Below are 17,704 nucleotides of genomic sequence, written 5' to 3'. Positions count from 1 at the left end.
GCAGACTCAGTCCTGCGTAACGCTACCCCCCGGCGGAGCCGGGGGCTGAAAGCGCTACATCGATCCGCAATTCATCGCCGACGCGAATTTGTCGCGGCCCCTCCGCCGCCGGATCGAGTGACGTGTTTAGCGTGAGCCGATAGAAGTGATTGAACGCCGCCGTCGGCGCCCAGCTCGGCAATTCCGCTTGCCGATGCGCCGAAAACGTCTTAGCGAACCCAGAGCTGACATCGCCCGACGCAGAGTCCCGCGTCGGCACCACGCAACGTTGGCACGCCGTCCGCCCGCGGAAGCGGACGCTGCCGATGGCAAACGGGATCGGCCCGGCGTCGGTCTCGGCGAGCCGATCTTCCCAGAACGGCTCCGCAGCATCGATTTCCAGGTTCGCCCGCATCCGCCGCCGCACCTCGTCGAGGTCGAGCGCAAACCATTCCGCCACTCGCATCAGCGACGCGGTGCTCACGAGCGTCGGCCCCGCCGCGTCAGCGTCATCCGGAAAGCCGACAACCAGGTTTTCAATCAGCAGGCACTTCCGCCCGATCGCCTCGCTCAACCACGCCGCGGCTCCGCTGGCTTCATCCGGCAAACGAAATCGCCCCGCCTCCCCCCGCTCGCAGCTCAGCGTCACCACCGCCCCGCCCTCCTCAAACGCCGCTCGAATCGGATGCACCGCCGCCGTCCGCTTGCCGTTGACGAACTGCCGCATCGGATCGACGATCGCCCACCGCCTATCGCCGACAATCGGCCCCGTCGGCATCAACTCCGCCGACTCGACGGTGAACCCATCGAGCGACTTGATCGGATAAATCGTAATGCGACTTAACTGCGGCATAAATTAAGAATTAATACAGAGGACACAGAGAGCACAGAGTAAAAGGCATTTGTATTCAAGATGATGACTTCAAGCATTCGTTCACATGGCCAGCATTCACTCTGATGCATTTTTCTTCTCTGTGCTCTCTGTGTCCTCGGTGTTGAAACATTCTTTAGCAGCTCATCCACCCATCGCCCGCTCAATCTCCGCCAACAACGGCCTCGCATCCGACAAGTCATCCAGCAACAGATCAGGCTGCGCCGCCGCGAGTTCCTCGCGCGTCGCCCCGCCCGTCGGTACCGCGACGGCAAACGCCCCGATCGCCCGCGCACAGCTGACGTCGTGAATCGTGTCGCCGATCACCATCGCCCCCGCCAACTCGCAAATTTCCAGCCGGCTCGCCGGGCTGTATTCTTCCCGCGCCAATCGTTGCGCCTCTGCCAGCGCGGCCGCGGCGATTTCGCTTCGCTCATGCGACACGTCGCCGAAGCCGCCGAAGTCGAACCGATCGGCTAGCCCGTAATGCTGCAGCTTGTGATCGGCCCCTTCGCGAATGTTTCCCGTCAAGAGCCCAACCAGCGGATGCCCGGCCGCCGCCAACTGATCGAGCAGCTCGATCACGCCCGGCAACACCCGCCCCGTTTTGCGCTGCAGCGCCGATGGCAGGCGCTGCAAATACCCGGCGCGAAACCGCTGCCAGTTCTCCTCATGCGGATCGACGCCATGGACCCGCATCAAGTCGCCGGCTATCGCCCGATCGCTCCGCCCCGCAAACGGCACCTTGCCGCTCAGTTCCTCGACGCCGAACTCCGCAGCAAACGTCTCGGCAAACGCCAACTGCCCTGCCCCGCCGGTGGAAACAAGCGTGCCGTCGATATCAAACAGAATGGCGTACACAGTTAAGAACCAATCAGCAGTAGGAGTTCAAGCGCCTCGATGGAGCTTGACCTTAAGGCATCACTACCCCCAACGCTAGCCACGGACGGTGTCGGGAGCCCTTTGCCACTGGCGGCTCTCAATCAGAGGCAACCTTTCCAGTGGCAAAAGGCTCACGACTCCCTTCGGCGCGCCATCATCGATACGGCCGCAACTCTTTCGCCTCCTGCTCGCGATTGAGCAGTCCCAACGCCCGTGGTTCCTGCTTCAGCAGCTTCACCAGCTGCGAAGTCGAAATGCCGAGCCGCTCCGCCGCAGCCGGCGCCGACCAATCTTCTGTCGACAGACAATCGAGAGCCTCAGCCAGAATCGCCGGGAAGTCGTCATGCGACGCGCTCACGGTGATTCGCTCGCCGGCGACTCGGCTGCGCCACAACGGCGAGGGCGAGACAACGGGGTCGGGGACCTTTTGCCGCTGGCGACTCAACTCCTCCGGTAATCCCCCAAGCGGCAAAAGGTCCCCGACCCCTTCCGCGCTCCGCACCGCCAGCGCCAGCTCAAGCCGTAACCGAAACTTCGCCTGCGCCAGATTCTCCGCCTGGCTCCGACGTTCCGACGCCTCGCCCCGCACGCCGCTCGGCAGATGCGTAATCACGATCGCCGTCTCGGTCTTATTACGGTGTTGCCCCCCCGGCCCCGAACCGCGCGTCCGATCGACGCGGCAGTCCGCCAGAAGCTGGTCGATCGGCAATGCGGCAGGGTGGGGCATGTATCGATACTTTCAGCCCCTGGCTCCGCCAGGGGGTGGGTCACCATTCCGGTAGGCGTAGTCTCACGTTGTGCTACCCCCCGGCGGACAACATAATGCAATAGCTAGCACGCGTCGCTAGCGGTAAAAAGGCCCGCGTTCCAGGCTGTTCCTAGAGACCTGACACGTTTCTAGGAGGTGAGCCATGGAACGCGAACTCTGGAGCGTACTATACCGTTTGACTCGGCGGTTATGCAGCGATCGTTCGGGACACGTCTATTCGGTCAGTTGGATCGTCGGCGTCTATCTCTGGGCGGTGATCCACGATCGACCGGTGAGTTGGGCGTGTCGGCCGGAGAATTGGCCGTCGTCATGGCAGGTGCGGCTGCCGAGCCAATCGACGGCGAGCCGTCGTCTCCGCACGGCGGCGGCCGTGGAACTGATCGAGCGGTTGAGGAAGCGTTGCTGGCAGGGCCCGCACCCGCCGGAGGTGAGCTTCCTCGACGGTAAGCCGTTGCCGGTAGGAGGCTTCAGCAAGGATCCCGACGCCACGCGCGGGCATGGCGTCGGCGGCCCGGCCCGCGGCTACAAGCTGCACGCCGTCTGGACGATCGATGCGCTCGTGGCGTGCGAAATCCAGCCGCTCAACGTGAGCGAACAGACGGTCGCCCGGCGACTCTTGCCGCAAGTCGGCGGAGGCTGCGTCCTGGCCGACGGCAACTACGACAGCAACCCGCTGCACGAGATCGCCGCACGGTCGGGCGTGACGTTGATCGCTCCGCAGCGTCGCGCGGGACGAGCGCTGGGCCACCGCCGCCACAGCATCGGCCGCTTGCAGTCGATCGAACTGCTGACGACCGCCGATGGCCAAGCACTCTTCAAGCAGCGGACGTACATCGAGCAACGCTTCGCTCAACTCACCAATTTCGGCGGCGGGCTCGGACCACTCCCCAACTGGGTGAGGCGACTGCCGCGCGTCACCCTCTGGGTGAACGCCAAACTCTGCATCCAGGCCGCTAGAAACCACTTGCGACGAGGAAACGATCTGATGGCGTTTGCATAATGTTGCGGAGCCGCGGGCTGAAATCGCGGCTCCACCCCGCACAACCCTCACCACGCGCACACCCCGCAAACTTCGCGCGAGCGTTGCCTGCGGCAAAATAGTGCTAGCTGCTAGGGCCGGCATCGCACGCACTCGATACAGAGGAGGAACGTGCGATTGCACCCATTTGAACGGTTATTATGCGGCTCAAGCAAGTTGCCACTTTCGGTGCGGCCATCGTCGTCGCGGCCCTGGGTTGCCGCTGCCCCTCGCGCTGCTGCGTCCCGGCGACGCCGCACGTCGCCTGTAACTTCGCCGAGACGACCGGCGAGAACCAACCGCCCAATTTGAGCGAGCTGACCCCCGACTGCAACGTCGAGTCGTGCAGCCTCCAGCAGCTCCCCAGCCCTGGCGAAACCTACCAACTCCTCACCGCGAGCGACGCGCAATGCCGCGCCGCCGCCAACGCGACGATCGCCAATCTCGTCGCCCTCGAAGAACACTGGGCCGGCGTGATCATTGAGTGCGATTCTAAAATTGTCCAGGAGAACGTCTGCCTCCAGCGCGACCTGCTCGAACTCCACGCCGCCGACGTGCGCAACAAGGCCGCCGCCTCGGCCCTCGACGCTTTCTACCAACTCGCCGGGCTCGAAGCCCGCAAACACTACCTCGAACTCGCCACGCTCGAAACCACCCGCACCCGCGAGCGTCTCGACAAGCTCAACGACCAGGGTCTGCCGGTCGACGGACTTGATCGCGACGAAGTCGACGCCCGCCTCACCGAGCTTCAGCACCAACGGCTGCAGCTCGACTTTGCCCGCGTCCAACTCAACGGCCAGCTCCAAAAACTCCTCGGCTGCCCCATCTCCGAAGAAACCTTCTTCTGGCCGCAAGTCGATTGGACCCCCAATCTCGAACCGCTCAACGCCGAGAGCGAGCTCGCCGCCGGCTTGCCGAACCGTTTCGACCTCCGCGGCATCGAGCTGGTGCTCTGCAACCTGGAGAAATCGACGATCCGCGTCGCCCGCGGCGTGCTGGGCGTCGCCGACGCCACGCTCGGTTCCGTTGAGCCGACCGAAGGCATCGTCCACAAGTTGCGCTGCCTCAAGTGCAACGACCACGAGGTCGACGTTCGCTGCCGGCAGCTTTCGATGCTCCACGCCGACACCGAGCAACTCGCCACCGCCGAGATCAAAGGCGCCGTCTACCAAATCGTGATGCAACAACAACGCGTCGCCCTGGCCCGCACGGCCGTGGAAGCGCGCCGCACGAACGTCGACGCCCTCGTCGCCCGCCGCGACGCCGACGACACGCCCGTCTTCGAAATCAGCGCCGCCCGCGGCCGGCTCTACGACGCCGAGGCCGATCTGGTGCAGCAGATCGCCTCTCTCAAATCCGCCGAAGTCGGCCTGAAGCGGACCCAAGCCGCGCTGGCCGCCGAATGCGGGTTCGAGCCCCACCTCTGCTGCGAAGGCTGCTGCAACGGGCATTGCATGCGTTGCCAGGCGCCGACGTGCAAGACGTGCGAACTCCCCTGCACTTGCGAGAAGTGCCGGAAGTAGTCGCTCGCTATCGGCGTCGATTTTTCTCATCCATCCCTCCTTTCTGTCGCGTTGGACTTTTTGTCGCGAAACGCGTTTTTGGCGACACAAATCGTAAACTGTTGGCTGGCTTGGGGTTGCTTTGTGTCGCGAAGTGCTTTGTGAGTGGTGGTGAGTAAGTGTTTAGGTGAGTAAGTGAGTAGGTGAGTAGGTGATTTCACTTACTCACTTAAACACCTACTCACTTATTCACCCACCTCGCCCCTTTTTGCTTTTGCGTGCGCCGCGGGGGGCCCCATTAAACTGCCGCAAAAGTCTTTCCTCCGGCCGTCTGGCACGGTTTTTTTAACTCGGCGTTTGCCGAGTGAACTTGATGTCACGGTCGCTTTTTGGCTGGCGGAATTCTGCGTTTCTCTGAAAAAGTTTGCCGACGCAAAAGTCGCAAAATTCGGTCAGCGTATGCGAAGGACGTTTCTCCTGTCGTAAAGACCTTCCTGTGTGGGATGGCCTCGGCGGTACTCCCCCGAGGCCATGTGAAGGGTTGAGCGTCGAGGCCAGCGGCAGTTCTGCATGCTCACAGCCTGCGGCCGAGAGCATGCCACCCGGCGAGAACGCCCGACGACGCCACCCTAGCAAGTCGCGCGGCCAATTTCTGTAGGGGAGTTTTGAGAATTTTCTGGGGAGGATGGCCGGCGAAGACGCCGCATGACACGAAGCTCAGGCCTCCTGCGCCTGAATATCGATGAGCCGCAAAGCGGCGCCATCACTTTAGCCGTGGGCGTGAGCCCACGGAACGAATCGGGCCAGTGGTTTCCTGAGTCGCGCAGCGACGACACAATCGAATTTAACTGGAGCTTAATCGTCCAATGAGACGTGCCGCCGCTGCGCGGCTACGCCGTATCGAGCCACCGCTGTCCGTGGGCTGACGCCCACGGCTAAGTGATGACGCCGCTCCGCGGCTGCTGGGAGCTCGACTGACTTTGTAAGTCTATCGTACGCTGAAGCCCCGCATGCTCACGGCTGATGGCCGAGAGCATGCCACTTTGCGCGCGGACAATTGGGATGCGGATCAACGCGGGTTAAACGAATTGCCGCGGCTTCAAACGCGTCGCCAAACGCTGTAAGCGTTCCATCGTCCAGCCATGCGCATCGACGAATAATTTGCCGCAGACCAATGACGTCTCCTTGCTTGTAACGCGCCCTCGCGATATCGCACGCATCCTACTCCCCCTCAATCACCTCCTCGATCCGATTCTGCTGCGCCACACAACAAGCGTGCACGTTGAACGTCACCCGCCCATCGTCGCGGATCCCCACGTTCACCGCGCTCGGCCAATCGTGGTAGTGGCAGGCAAACTCGCCGACCTGATCGCGGATTTGGTCGGCTGCGACTGCGAGCAGTTGCCGCAGGCGTTCGTCGCTGGGCGGGTCGCTTAGCGTGACTTCAACCATGGCGTGTTCCTCACTTGCCGCTCTTCATTGCAGCCCCTGGCTCCGCCAGGGGGTCGGTCACCATGTCGGCGGGCGTCGTCCCTCGTCGTGCTACCCCCCGGCGGAGCCGGGGGCAAAAAAGAGGGTGATCTACGCGGCTACGTCCGGCTCGCCAGGACGTTCCGCAGCTCGTCGACGAACGTCTTGCTCCGCGCCAGCACGTCCTTGAAGTCGGCTTTGCCGAGCGTGTAGAACACCGACTTCGAGCGGGCGATGATCGTCGCATTCCGCGGCTCGTCGCGTAAGAGGGCCGCTTCGCCAAAGTACTGGCCTTCCACCAGCTCGGCGACTTTGTTCGCGACGCCATCCTCCTCGATCACCACGTCGACCAGGCCGCTGCGAATCAGATAGAACAGCTCGCCCGGATCGCCCTGGCGGATGATCACGTCGCCCGCCGACGCCTCCTGAACCATCATCTTGTCGGCGATATCGGTGAGCGTACTCGTCGACAGATCCGAGAAGAGCGGGAACTGCCGCAGGAACTCGCAGATGACCGACGTCTCGTGGACCGCCACGTCGGAACGGATGTAGCCGTCGACCATGTTCACAATGCGGTCGGCGACATCGAGAATGCGATTGTCGTGGGTCACCATGATGATCGTGCACCCTTCGTCGCGAGCGAGCTCCTGGAACAGCGTCACCACTTCGCGGCCCGAGTGCTCGTCGAGCGCCGCCGTCGGTTCGTCGGCCAGCACCAGTTTCGGCGAGTGGACCAGCCCGCGGGCGATCGCCACCCGCTGCTTCTGCCCGCCGGAGAGCGACTTGGGCTTGTAGTGAATGCGATGCCCCAGCCCGAGGCGATTCAGCAGGTAGTCGATCCGCTCTTTGGCGACGTTGCGGTCCATATTGAGGAGCTCCGCCGCCATATTGACGTTCTGAAACGCCGTGAGGGACTCGAACAGATTGTGGGCCTGAAAGATGAATCCCATCTCACGGCGGAGCGCGACGATCTCGTCGCGCGATGCGCCGTTGAGTTCATTCCCCAGGACCTTGAGACTGCCCTCCTGCACGGTCCGTAGCGTCCCGATGAGCGTCAACAGCGTCGTTTTCCCCGAACCGGAGGGGCCCGTCATGATGACGATCTCGCCCCGTTTGACTTCAAGGTTGTTCTGGTGCAGGGCCTGCTTGCGCAACTCCCCCTCGCCGAAGTAGTGATTCAGCTGCGAGACCTTGATCGTCTTGGGGACCTGCGGACCCTGGGAGTAGGCGCCGCTGGTGGCCGGTAAGGAAGCAAAAGCAGTCATGGGGAAGGGTGAGTAAGTGTTTAGGTGAGTAAGTGAGTGGGTGCTATGGGGCGTCGGCGTTTCCTTGACGACTGCGGTTTAGGTAGGCGATGTAGCTGTTGATTCTAGCGACGAGCTCCAGTGCTTTCGTTTTTAGGTCTTCGGCCGTTTGGGCGTCGCTATATCGTTCGTCGATACAAACATTTAAGTCGTCAATCACCTCACCGACAGAACCTCTAGCGATTCGACAGAATCTTGCGTTTTCTTGGAAGTACCACCGTCCATGCCCCTCGGCAATGTTGTTCGTAATGGAGACCGCGGCTCGCCGCATCTGGTTGGCAAGGCAATATCGTTCTTCAGGAGGGAGTTTGCGAATGAGCTTGTAAATTTCGATGCGAAACGTGCGAGCAACTCGATAGAGTTCAAAATCATCTAAGGAGAACCGCGACTCGTAAGCCATGATCACCCTCTGCTCTACTTACTCACCTTCTCACCTGCTCACCTGCTCACCCACTCACCCACTCACGTACTCACCAAGTCACCTAAAAAAGATTCGCCGGATCAGCGGCAAGTAGCTTTCGAACAGCAAGCAAGCCCGAGGCAATGCACATCGCGATTGTCAGCACAAGCACCGTCAGGATTGCTTGCGGGGTCATCCGCAGCAGCAAGCCGGTTGAATTGGCCAGCATCGCGTAAAGCCCCGTACTGACAATTAGCCCGGGGATGAAACCAACGAACGATAGGAAAATGCCTTCCATCACAATCAATCGCAGAAAGTACCCCGTCGTGTACCCCATTGCCTTCAGCGTCGCAAACTCGGGCATGTGGTCGGCGATGTCCGAGTAAATCACCTGGTAACAAATCACCATCCCGACGATGAAGCCAATGATCTTGCCCGCGGTGAAGATGATGCCGATCGGCGTGCTTTTGTCCCAGAAACCGATTTCCTGATCGCGGAACTGCTGGCGCGTGAGGACGAACACCCGCTCGTCGAGCAGTTGATCGATCGTCTCCCGAACTTCCTCCGTCCGAGTTTTGTCGCCGACGTGAACGATGCCCAAGTCAACGACGCTCAAGGGATCGCCGAACTGCTTCCGCTGCGGGAAGTACTCGGCGAAGTTCTCGGCGCTCATCGCGAGGTTGCCGTCGTGGGCGAAGTCGGTCCCGAGGTCGAACGTCCCGACCATCACGATCTTGCGATCGGCGAGTTCCGCCTGAACCTTGGCCAGTTCCTCGTCGCTCTCCGTGGGGAACGGAAAGTTGTCCTGCTTGCTCCGCACGTCGAGCAGTGCTGCGTACGGCAGGCGCAGCTTTTCGAGCTGCGAGTTGATCCGTTCGGAGCTGAAGATCGGATCGTCGAGCCGGAATCCGATTGAGCGGATGGGAAATGCCTTGCTCGGCGCCTCGGTCCCAAAGCTCTTCAACCGCGAGAGGGTCAGTTCAGTGTAGAGCGGATAGGCGCCGATGACGCCGCTCGCCGATCGGGCTTGATTGACCAGTTCCAGCGGGAACCGCTTCTCGGCCGCGAGCGTGTATTTGGCCCGACTCACCAGGAAGATATCTCCTTGCAAGTCGTCGATCATTTTCACTTGGCTGTCGAACAGTGCATTTTGAAATCCGACCTGCGTGAACATCAACAATACCGCAAAGCCAATCCCCGCCACCGCCACGATCAGCCGACGCCAATCGTGGGTGAGGTTCTTCCAGGCCAGCGGTGTTTTGGTGAAGTTCAGCATCGATCAAAGACTAACCGCCAAGAGCGCCAAGCGCGCCAAGGGAATACAAAAGCATTGGAACCGTTAATGAACGCCGATGAGCGCAAATGATTTGTTGGATCACACCAGTACCTTTCCTCATCTGCGTTTATCTGCGTGCATCTGCGGTTCCACTGTTCAATTCCTAAAACAAATCAGCCGGATCAGCTTGAAACAACTTCCGCAGCGCCGCCATGCCCGAGAGGACGCACATGACCACGGCCAGCACCAACACGGTCGCCGCGATCTGCCAGGTCATCACCATCGGCAGTCCGGCCCTGGCGCCGACCAGCAGATACAAGCACCACGAAATTGCCAACGACGGCACGTAGCCGACCAGCGCCAAGAGGACCGACTGCTGCAGCACGACTCGCGCCAGATACGAATTGGGATAGCCCATCGCCTTGAGCGTCGCGTATTCGCCCATCATGTTTGCAATGTCGGTGGAGAGAACTTGATACACGATCGCCACGCCAACGAAGAGCGCCACCCAGACGCCGAGATTAAAGATCTTTCCCAGCGGCGTTTGCACCACCCAGCGGTATTCTTCACGGGCGTTGACTTCGGCGCGGGTCAGCACCTCCGTGTCGGCCGGCGTCGAGGATGCGACCGGGGCGAGCGAGTTGGGCGCGACCATCGGCGCCACGAGTTGTTGGACGGCAATCTTCGCGGTTTGCGGATCGACTCCCGGCTTGAGTTTCAGCAGTCCGAAATTGATTTCATCGAGCGGCTGCCAGGGGCACGCCCGCGCGAAGCCATCGTAATTGGCGATGCACGCTCCGTTCGCCGCCAGGCCCGTGCCGAGCGTCACCACGCCGACGATTCGCACGCGTCCGCTCCCCAGAGCCGTCTCCACGCCGATATCCGCCTCGCCGAATCGCGTGCCGTTCTTCGGGCCGAAGTCGGCTTTGCTCCGATTGTCGATCAGCACGAACCGCGGGTCGGTCAGCAGTGCCGACTTCTCGCGCAAGCCTTCCGGCCTGAACGCCGGAGCATGAGGGTCGACTCCAATGGTGATGATGCCGCGCCAGTCGCCGGTGAATTGATCCGGCGGATTGTTGCCGGGCTCGGGCGCCTGCCATTCGCTGAGACCCAAGTAAAACGGTTGGGCCGATGCAATCTCCGGCAGCGACGCCGCCTGGTAGACGCGCTCCCGCGGGAATGAGCGGGGCTCGGTGAGATGCAAATACGACGGCGACCGCAGCATCAGATCGAAATCGAGGGCGTCGTAGATCTGCGTCGCGGTTTTGCGCACGGCCCCTTTGAATCCCATCTGCATAAAGATGAGGATGACCGCGAAGCCGACGCCAGCCAGGGCGACCGCGGTTCGCACTTTGTTGTGCGTAAGATTTTTCCAGGCGAGCGGCGTCTTCATCGCGATCTCTACGCTCTCTGGAAAGCCGACGAGCTATTGAAGCCACCGCCTCTGCGGGCGGACGAACTGATTGAAACGTCAACCGCGCCGCGTCCACCGGCCGAGCCGGTGGCTTTTATTAGTTCGCTTTCATTGCCACTACTTTGCAGGTCGCCTCGTTGCCTCATCGCCCAGGAATTCGACGGTCACCTGCAGTCCCACCTTGCTGGCGGCCTCGGCCGTCGCGGCCCGGTCCTGCGGGTCGATGGCGACGTCGACCTCAACGATCGACCGATCACTCGGGGCCAAGGGATTGCGATTGGTAAGCCCCGGGCTGGCCACCATCGAGCCGATGCGGACGACTCGTCCAGGGATGCCGCCGGGTTCGCCCACGTTGCCATCGGCGAATTTGCCGGTAAACGCGGGGCTCCGCAGCGTCACCGCTTCGCCCACCTTGATTTCCTTCGCGTCCGCTTCGTAGACCTCGGCCACGCACGACATCCGACTGAGATCCGCGATCTCCAGTACTGGCGTCTGAGCAATCAACTCGCCGGGGTCCACCATCGTCCGCAGGACGGTGAACTCGGTCGAGCCATCGTCGAGTTTGGGCGCCCGCAGCACGGCTTGATCGAGCGCTGCCGCCGCAGCCTGTCGGTCGAGATCGGCTGCCAGCGTCTGGTCGACCTTCTCCACCAAGGCGGCATTCTGCTGTGCCAAGCGAACCCCTGCTTCGGCCGCCGCGACTCCCTTGCGGGCCGCCTCCAGGCCGTCGGGGTACACGGCTGCCGCCGCTTCGTATTCCTTCGTTGCCCGATCGCTGGCATTGCGGCGGCGGCGCAGCTGATGCGGCGTCACCAGTTCCTCATCCTCCGCCTGCAACTCAGCCAGCTTCTTGTAGTCGTCCTCAGCAATCGCGGCCGCTTCCGCGAGGTTTTTTAGTTTGCCCTCTTGGGCCATCATCTCCCGCAGTTTTGCCTCAGCCTGTGCCTGCGTGGCCAGCGCCTGCTCGACCTGCACTTGTGCCGCAATCAACTCCTGCGAACGTTGCTCTTGCGAGGCCGAGAGTTTCAGTTCCGCCGCCCTGAGTTGCGTCTGCCGCAACTCAAACGTCGCCGTCTGCGCGAGCTCGGCGCCGGCCGGAACGTTCGCTCCGGGTTCGACGCCGGCCGCGTACTTCGTCAGGCGCTCACCGGGCAGGGCGCTAACCGAAATCACTCCGGCTGTCGGCTCGATTCTTCCCAATGCAACGACGTTCCGCGTCGGCGCCGGGGTCAGCGCCATGGTTGCCGCCGTCGTTCCCGCGGATCGATTGCAACCCGTAATCGCCAGCAGCCCCAACGCCGCTCCGAGGGCGATTGCGGATCGCCGCTGTCGGGCAGCATCTTCGAGCTTTACAACCATCTCGCGTGGACCCATGTTCGCCGCCGAAAAGTGCCGGTTTGAGGAAGCCTGGAGGTTTCGTTCAAGTTTAACTGCCCGGGAGCGCCGCGGGGTCCTCTGGCGCCCCATTTCCCAGAATCGAGCGCCGCCCGCCGTCGCTGCAGTAAACGCCGATTAAGTCGGGACTTGCGGCATCTGCGGCCTATCGGCTTGCTCGACGACGCGAACAGCGGCAACGTCCAAACCGTACTTTGGATAGAGCGTCGGCCGGTCTACACTGGTTAAACCGGTTCCGACGATTTCCCGCCTCGCTCGCCCAACTCGCGGTTCAACGGAGTGAAACGCCATGCGACGACTTCCCACCTTCATCTTCGGCATGATCGTCGGCGGTTTGCTGATTTACGGCGGGCTGAACTACCACGTGATCAACACCTCCACCGGGCTCCATTTGGTGCCGAAGGTCGATTCGACGTTGGCGGAAACCTATGTCGACATTCGCGGTTGGGGCCTGGCCGAGTGGTCGCAGCACAAAGACGTCGCAGCGGCGCTCCTCTCGGCCAACCGGCAAGATCTGATGCAATCGGCCGCCGAGGATTCGCTCCGCACCGGGCTCGATCGGTTGCTGCCTGCCGAGAACGACCGACGTTAACCGTCGCGTTCGTACAAGCGCCCTCTCCGCGCCCCCCGGCATCTTCCGCAGGACCTCCCGCATCGGCGCCTGGTCGGCTCGACTTCAGTCGAATTGGTTCGCCGCACGATAACTCTTGAACAAGCACGAGTGGGTGAATTGCGTCTCAATCGGCGAAGCGAAGTTGCACGCAGAATCGCCGACTGAGGCCGCGTGGAGTGCGCTCCGATGGAACTCAATCGCAATCAGTACTTCTTCATTGGGCTGGTCATCCTATTGATCGGCGTCCAATTGCGGATGGTGAGCTCCTACACGCTGACGCACGAGGCGACGAAGTTCCTCGCGAATCGATCGCAGACCTCCGCCTCCGACAGCGCTCTGCTCGCAATCTCCAGCGACATGGGCGCCCAGCATCAGAAAACGATCCAACCTCCGGAATGGATCGGCTGGTGCCTGATGTCGGTCGGCGGCGTGCTGATCCTTCACAGCCTTGCAATGCGTAAGCCGGGGGCGGGATGAGCGTTTTTGCCGTCAGCGCAACTCGACGCTCGACGACCCTGGCGGCAGCCGCAGCGATGGCTGCAGTCAGCGGCCAACTGCTAGCCGAGGATGAGGTCGTCGTCTCAACGCCGGCACAACGAATCGTCGAGTTTAGCACCCCATCGCACCCGCCGATTGGCGCCAATCGCCAGGAGAAAGTGGCCGCTGAAGCGCTCAAGCTCCGCATCCGCGAAGGGACGCGACTGAAGGACGTGGTCGGCCGCTTCCGCCAGTCGGGCGATGCGCTAGTCTTCGTCGACGCGGAAAACCGCGAGTTCGGCGGCCTGCTGAATCTGAATCTGGAACGAGTCGCGCGGATGCTGCAATCGGTGGAGGAGCCTGAAAGCGTCACTTGGAGCGTTAGCGGCACGGTCACCGAGTATTCCGGCCAGAATCACCTGCTCATTTCCCGGGCCGTCTTCCGCTCCGCCGCCCCGCCGCCACGGCCGGAAAATGTGGCGGAGTGACCTCCGCCCGCCCAGCGGGCGCCCGGAAATCCCCCGCAACTTGATCAGCGATATTCGCGGCGATATCATCAAGAGGTCGCCCGTCCTCATTCGTGCGCCGGCTTTCCCTGGAACGGCGATCGAAGTGCTCGCGGCACGGCGGCGACTTCAATTGTCCACGATCATCGTCTGAAAGCTTTATTCTCATGGCCAGCCCGCGTCGTCTCCAAGTCAACGAATCGGCCAGCATCTCCGTGGTTCGTTTTAAGGATCAGAAGATCATCGACCCTGTCGCCATCCAAGAACTGGGACAAGAGCTGTTCGATCTCATCGAGAAGGACGATCGTAAGAAGATCGTATTGAACTTCGACAACGTCGAGTTCCTTTCCAGCGCCGCCCTGGGCAAGCTAATCACCTTCGAGAAAAAGGCGAAGCGAACCGGGGCTCAAATGATCCTCACGAACATTTCGCCGGAAATCTATCAGGTCTTCGCCATTACTAATTTGGACAAGTTATTCAAGATCAAGGACAGCGAAGCCGACGCCCTGGCCGTGCTGTAGATCCTCCGCGCTTTCTCGGAACAGAGGCGCTATGTCTGCCACGCCGCCATCCGACGAACGATCGCTCCAGGTCGCACTGCCGAGTTCGCTCGATGCGTACCATGGCTTCATCCAGTCAATCATGGAGCATCTGGAAGAGCTAGGCTGGTCTGGGAGCAACCTATTTGCGATTCAGATGGCGCTGGAAGAATCGATTTCAAACGCCATTCGCCATGGCAACAAAGAAGATCCCTCGAAGCAGGTCGTCATCGAGTGCGAACTTAGCAGCGTTCGTTTTTGGATTCGCGTCTGCGATGAAGGCGCAGGGTTCGATCCCAAGAAAGTTCCCGACTGCTGCGATCCTGATCGCCTGGAGATCCCGGGGGGCCGCGGCCTTGCTCTCATGCAGGCCTTTATGAGCCGCATGGAGTACAACGACCGCGGCAACTGCCTGACCATGGAAAAGTCGCTGTCCGCCGCTTCCAGCGGATGCAGCTGCGACTGAAATGGAGCTTGCGGACCCGCTGTTTGGGTAAAATCAGCCCAATCGCCCCGATCGCGCCGTCGGCGTCGATTCGGAAGCTTGGCATTCGCCCTCATCCCCTTGTCGCCCGTTGAGGCGTAAGATATTTTGAGTAGTTCAACGCCGTTTCGGCGTGCCATTCCCCTGTAGCTCAGTTGGTAGAGCAAGCGGCTGTTAACCGCTTTGTCGTAGGTTCGAGTCCTACCGGGGGAGCTCCAAAAACGGTCACCGGAAAACGGTGACCCGCTGGTTCACACCGAACGCCGAGGCGAGAGTCGCCTCGGCGTTGTGCGTTTAGGCCTTTATTGGCCGCGTTTTCAAACAGCGGGCCAGTTGGGGCGGGCGACGCCGTCGACAAGAGAGTGTGGAATTTACGTCGCCCGGAGGCCAATTGCTTCGTCCGGTTAACAGACTCTCTGCCTCTCACTGTTTTCTGACTGGGTGGTTAGAAGCCCAAATTGTCGCCTACGAGCGATCTCTCAGCATCCCGCCGACCACGAAGCTGGCAGCCTTATCGAGATGAACCGCTTCCAAGGCATCGGATCCCGCGAGATCTGCTACGGTGCGTGCCACCTTCGCTAGTCGGTCCATGGACCGCGTTGAAAGTCGGTTGGCATCGATCGTCGTCTTGAACCGCTCGAAGCCGGCATCCGAAAAGTTGCAGTACTCTCTGACGTGCCCGCCAGGCATGGCCGCATTGAAGGGGATTTGCTTTCCATCGTAGCGCTTGCGCTGCCTTTCGCGGGCTTGCTCCACCTTCGCTCGCAGCCGCGGCGAGACGCCGTCCTCCGACTCGGCGAATCGCTCCTCGGTCGTCAGCGTTCTCAGTTCCACTTGCAAGTCGATCCGGTCCAACAGCGGACCGCTGATCTTGTTTTGGTATTTGTCGATCGTCGCGCTCGGACAGACGCAGCGGTCCGTGCCAAAGAACCCGCAGGGACAAGGATTCATCGCTGCGACGAGCGTGAACTGCGCAGGAAATCTAAGAGTCCCGCCGACACGTGAAATGGTCACCCATCCCTGCTCGATCGGCTGCCGCAGCGACTCAAGCGTGCTGCGGGAGAACTCGGCCAACTCGTCGAGGAACAGCACGCCCAAATGGGCCAGTGTGATTTCTCCCGGACTGGGCGTCCCGGACCCACCGCCGACAGCACTGCACCGGTTTTGTCGCGGCCATTGCCTAAGGCAATGCCACAGTCGGCTACTACACGAACTGGACGTTGCCCGAACTCCACCGCGTCGATTTTGAGGAGGTCTCTCCACGGTCGTTGGATCAGGGTGCAATTGATTCTACGATAAGAACTTTGTTAGGCTTGATACGGGCGCAGGCCACAATCGGGCATCCGCCGACCTGATACGTCTGGTGGCCGAGTTCATGCGCAAGATCATCAACTGAATCGTCCACGACGGTTAGCTCGTCTCACGCTCGCACGCGAGGTAGTTCGCTATGCACAAGTCCGTCGCTCTGTGGCTCACGCTGTTGACCGTCTGCGTTTTCGGTGTTGGGCCAGCTTTCAGCGAGGACGCCCTTGACAAAGTCCTGCCAGTACGAGGGTTCTGCATTGCAGCGCCGAGTCGCAGCGAACTTGACTCCTTCGTGCAGTTCATCGAGCAGGAGTTGGCGCCGCGCCGCGTGAACACGCTCGTGCTGCGCGTTGACTACAACTTCCAGTACGCCAGCAGGCCTGACCTGGCCGATCGCGACGGTCTTTCCAAAGACGACGCAGCTCGTTTGGCAAAGACGTGCCGCGACCACGGCATCACTCTTATTCCGCAGCTTAATTTACTTGGGCACCAATCTTGGGCAAATCACACTGGCCGCCTGCTGCAAGTCCATCCGGAGTTCGACGAGACTCCGTGGGTTAAGATGCCTGAAAAATACTCATGGCCGAATCCCGATCGACTTTACTGCAAGAGCTACTGCCCGCGGCACCCAGAGGTGCATGCGGTGGTTTTCGACTTGGTCGACGAGTTGTGCGACGCGTTCGAGGCCGACGCTCTCCACGTCGGCATGGACGAGGTGTTTTACATCGGCGAGGAGAAATGTCCGCGATGCGGCGGAAGAGATAAGGCGGAACTGTTTGCTGACGAAGTGACGCTCATCCGCGATCATTTGAATAAGAAGGGCCGTCGGATGTGGATGTGGGGCGACCGCCTGCTCGATGGCAAGGCGACGGGGATCGGCGAGTGGGAGGCAAGTGAAAACGGGACGCATGGAGCGATCGACCTGATCCCCAAAGACGTCGTCATCTGTGATTGGCACTACGAGCGCCCGGACCCGACGGCCGTGTATTTCGCCATGAAGGGGTTCGACGTGGTGACTTGCCCGTGGAAGGACGCGGCGGTCGCTGTCCAGCAGCTCGACAATACGCTGGAATTTCGCGCCGGGTCGACCGAAGAACTGCGGCCGCACTTCCGCGGCATGATGCAAACCGTGTGGTCGGGCGCCGGTGGCTTTCTACGCGAGTTCCACGACCATGGCCGCGAGGGTGATGATGGCGGCGAAACTGCGAGCCAATGCTTTCGCACGCTTTACGACGAAATAGGCAACCTGCCAGTCGACTAGCGAAAGAGCGAATGCGTGTCCATCTCTAGTTGCGTCTAATCAACGATGAGCCTTTGCGTCGGAGGGCCCCCGCCGACAGCATCTGTGCATCAGCGGCTCTTCAATGCGTCGAAGCAGACGCAGCGGCCGTTCAACGAGGTGCTGCAGCATGATGCACTCGGACGCTGGCTGTTCCGCCGATCGCAATCAAGGCGCCGCGAGCACTTGGTCCTTAAGGGCGACCTCATGCATATCGTGTG

The 17,704-nt window shown here is 61.2% G+C and carries 18 protein-coding genes and 1 tRNA gene; 9 read left to right on the top strand and 10 right to left on the bottom strand.

The genetic code is table 11. From position 1 onward, the window contains the following. Window positions 1-22: 22 nt before the first annotated feature. From I41_RS07470 to I41_RS07460, 3 genes are all read right to left on the bottom strand, one after another. Window positions 23-832 carry an MOSC domain-containing protein gene (locus I41_RS07470; RefSeq protein WP_145431953.1) on the bottom strand — a complete coding sequence of 270 codons (810 nt, stop codon included), beginning with the start codon at window positions 830-832 and terminating at the stop codon, window positions 23-25. A gap of 162 nt (window positions 833-994) precedes the next feature. Then, the gene (locus I41_RS07465) at window positions 995-1,711 is read right to left on the bottom strand and encodes an HAD family hydrolase (protein ID WP_145431952.1); all 717 of its coding nucleotides are present in this window, start codon (window positions 1,709-1,711) and stop codon (window positions 995-997) included. A gap of 175 nt (window positions 1,712-1,886) precedes the next feature. Next, the gene (locus tag I41_RS07460; protein WP_145431951.1) at window positions 1,887-2,459 is read right to left on the bottom strand and encodes a peptide chain release factor family protein; all 573 of its coding nucleotides are present in this window, start codon (window positions 2,457-2,459) and stop codon (window positions 1,887-1,889) included. A gap of 184 nt (window positions 2,460-2,643) precedes the next feature. Between I41_RS07460 and I41_RS07455 the strand changes: the two genes are divergently transcribed. After that, window positions 2,644-3,501, top strand: coding sequence for a transposase (locus I41_RS07455; RefSeq protein ID WP_145429803.1), 858 nt, complete (start codon window positions 2,644-2,646; stop codon window positions 3,499-3,501). 179 nt (window positions 3,502-3,680) lie between these two features. Continuing rightward, window positions 3,681-5,042, top strand: a complete 1,362-nt coding sequence (locus I41_RS07450; RefSeq protein ID WP_145431950.1) for a TolC family protein — start codon at window positions 3,681-3,683, stop codon at window positions 5,040-5,042. 1,200 nt (window positions 5,043-6,242) lie between these two features. Here the strand turns inward: I41_RS07450 and I41_RS07445 are convergent. From I41_RS07445 to I41_RS07420, 6 genes are all read right to left on the bottom strand, one after another. Next, window positions 6,243-6,473 carry a hypothetical protein gene (locus I41_RS07445; protein WP_145431949.1) on the bottom strand — a complete coding sequence of 77 codons (231 nt, stop codon included), beginning with the start codon at window positions 6,471-6,473 and terminating at the stop codon, window positions 6,243-6,245. 137 nt (window positions 6,474-6,610) lie between these two features. Next, on the bottom strand, window positions 6,611-7,756 hold the full coding sequence (locus tag I41_RS27140) for an ATP-binding cassette domain-containing protein (RefSeq protein ID WP_168206759.1): 1,146 nt from the start codon (window positions 7,754-7,756) through the stop codon (window positions 6,611-6,613). Window positions 7,757-7,799: 43 nt separating this feature from the next. Further along, on the bottom strand, window positions 7,800-8,195 hold the full coding sequence (locus I41_RS07435; protein ID WP_145431948.1) for a four helix bundle protein: 396 nt from the start codon (window positions 8,193-8,195) through the stop codon (window positions 7,800-7,802). A gap of 82 nt (window positions 8,196-8,277) precedes the next feature. Further along, complete coding sequence (devC, locus tag I41_RS07430; protein WP_145431947.1) at window positions 8,278-9,471, bottom strand: ABC transporter permease DevC; 1,194 nt, start codon at window positions 9,469-9,471, stop codon at window positions 8,278-8,280. Between the two features lie 163 nt (window positions 9,472-9,634). After that, the gene (locus I41_RS07425; RefSeq protein WP_145431946.1) at window positions 9,635-10,864 is read right to left on the bottom strand and encodes an FtsX-like permease family protein; all 1,230 of its coding nucleotides are present in this window, start codon (window positions 10,862-10,864) and stop codon (window positions 9,635-9,637) included. 138 nt (window positions 10,865-11,002) lie between these two features. Then, window positions 11,003-12,244, bottom strand: a complete 1,242-nt coding sequence (locus I41_RS07420) for an efflux RND transporter periplasmic adaptor subunit (RefSeq protein WP_168206758.1) — start codon at window positions 12,242-12,244, stop codon at window positions 11,003-11,005. Between the two features lie 325 nt (window positions 12,245-12,569). Between I41_RS07420 and I41_RS07415 the strand changes: the two genes are divergently transcribed. From I41_RS07415 to I41_RS07390, 6 genes are all read left to right on the top strand, one after another. Further along, the gene (locus I41_RS07415) at window positions 12,570-12,872 is read left to right on the top strand and encodes a hypothetical protein (RefSeq protein WP_145431944.1); all 303 of its coding nucleotides are present in this window, start codon (window positions 12,570-12,572) and stop codon (window positions 12,870-12,872) included. Between the two features lie 207 nt (window positions 12,873-13,079). Further along, window positions 13,080-13,370, top strand: coding sequence for a hypothetical protein (locus tag I41_RS07410; protein WP_145431943.1), 291 nt, complete (start codon window positions 13,080-13,082; stop codon window positions 13,368-13,370). Then, the gene (locus I41_RS07405) at window positions 13,367-13,858 is read left to right on the top strand and encodes a hypothetical protein (RefSeq protein ID WP_168206757.1); all 492 of its coding nucleotides are present in this window, start codon (window positions 13,367-13,369) and stop codon (window positions 13,856-13,858) included. Before I41_RS07410 ends, I41_RS07405 begins: the two co-directional genes overlap by 4 nt. Window positions 13,859-14,043: 185 nt before the next feature. After that, the gene (locus tag I41_RS07400) at window positions 14,044-14,397 is read left to right on the top strand and encodes an anti-sigma factor antagonist (RefSeq protein WP_145431941.1); all 354 of its coding nucleotides are present in this window, start codon (window positions 14,044-14,046) and stop codon (window positions 14,395-14,397) included. Window positions 14,398-14,428: 31 nt separating this feature from the next. After that, window positions 14,429-14,881, top strand: coding sequence for an ATP-binding protein (locus tag I41_RS07395; RefSeq protein ID WP_145431940.1), 453 nt, complete (start codon window positions 14,429-14,431; stop codon window positions 14,879-14,881). A 158-nt stretch (window positions 14,882-15,039) separates the two neighbouring features. Next, a tRNA-Asn gene (locus tag I41_RS07390) sits at window positions 15,040-15,112 on the top strand. Between the two features lie 252 nt (window positions 15,113-15,364). Here the strand turns inward: I41_RS07390 and I41_RS07385 are convergent. Then, entirely contained in the window at window positions 15,365-16,162 is a 798-nt protein-coding gene (locus I41_RS07385; RefSeq protein ID WP_168206756.1) for an ATP-binding protein, read from the bottom strand. 184 nt (window positions 16,163-16,346) lie between these two features. Between I41_RS07385 and I41_RS07380 the strand changes: the two genes are divergently transcribed. After that, window positions 16,347-17,465 (top strand): family 20 glycosylhydrolase, encoded by a 1,119-nt coding sequence (locus tag I41_RS07380; protein WP_145431938.1) that lies wholly within the window; start codon window positions 16,347-16,349, stop codon window positions 17,463-17,465. The last annotated feature ends 239 nt before the right edge of the window (window positions 17,466-17,704 follow it).

Origin of the sequence: Lacipirellula limnantheis (genome assembly GCF_007746075.1) — a bacterium.
GTDB lineage: Bacteria > Planctomycetota > Planctomycetia > Pirellulales > Lacipirellulaceae > Lacipirellula > Lacipirellula limnantheis.
The sequence above is the reverse complement of the archived record's forward strand: the minus strand, read 5'-3'. Positions and strand labels throughout refer to the sequence as shown.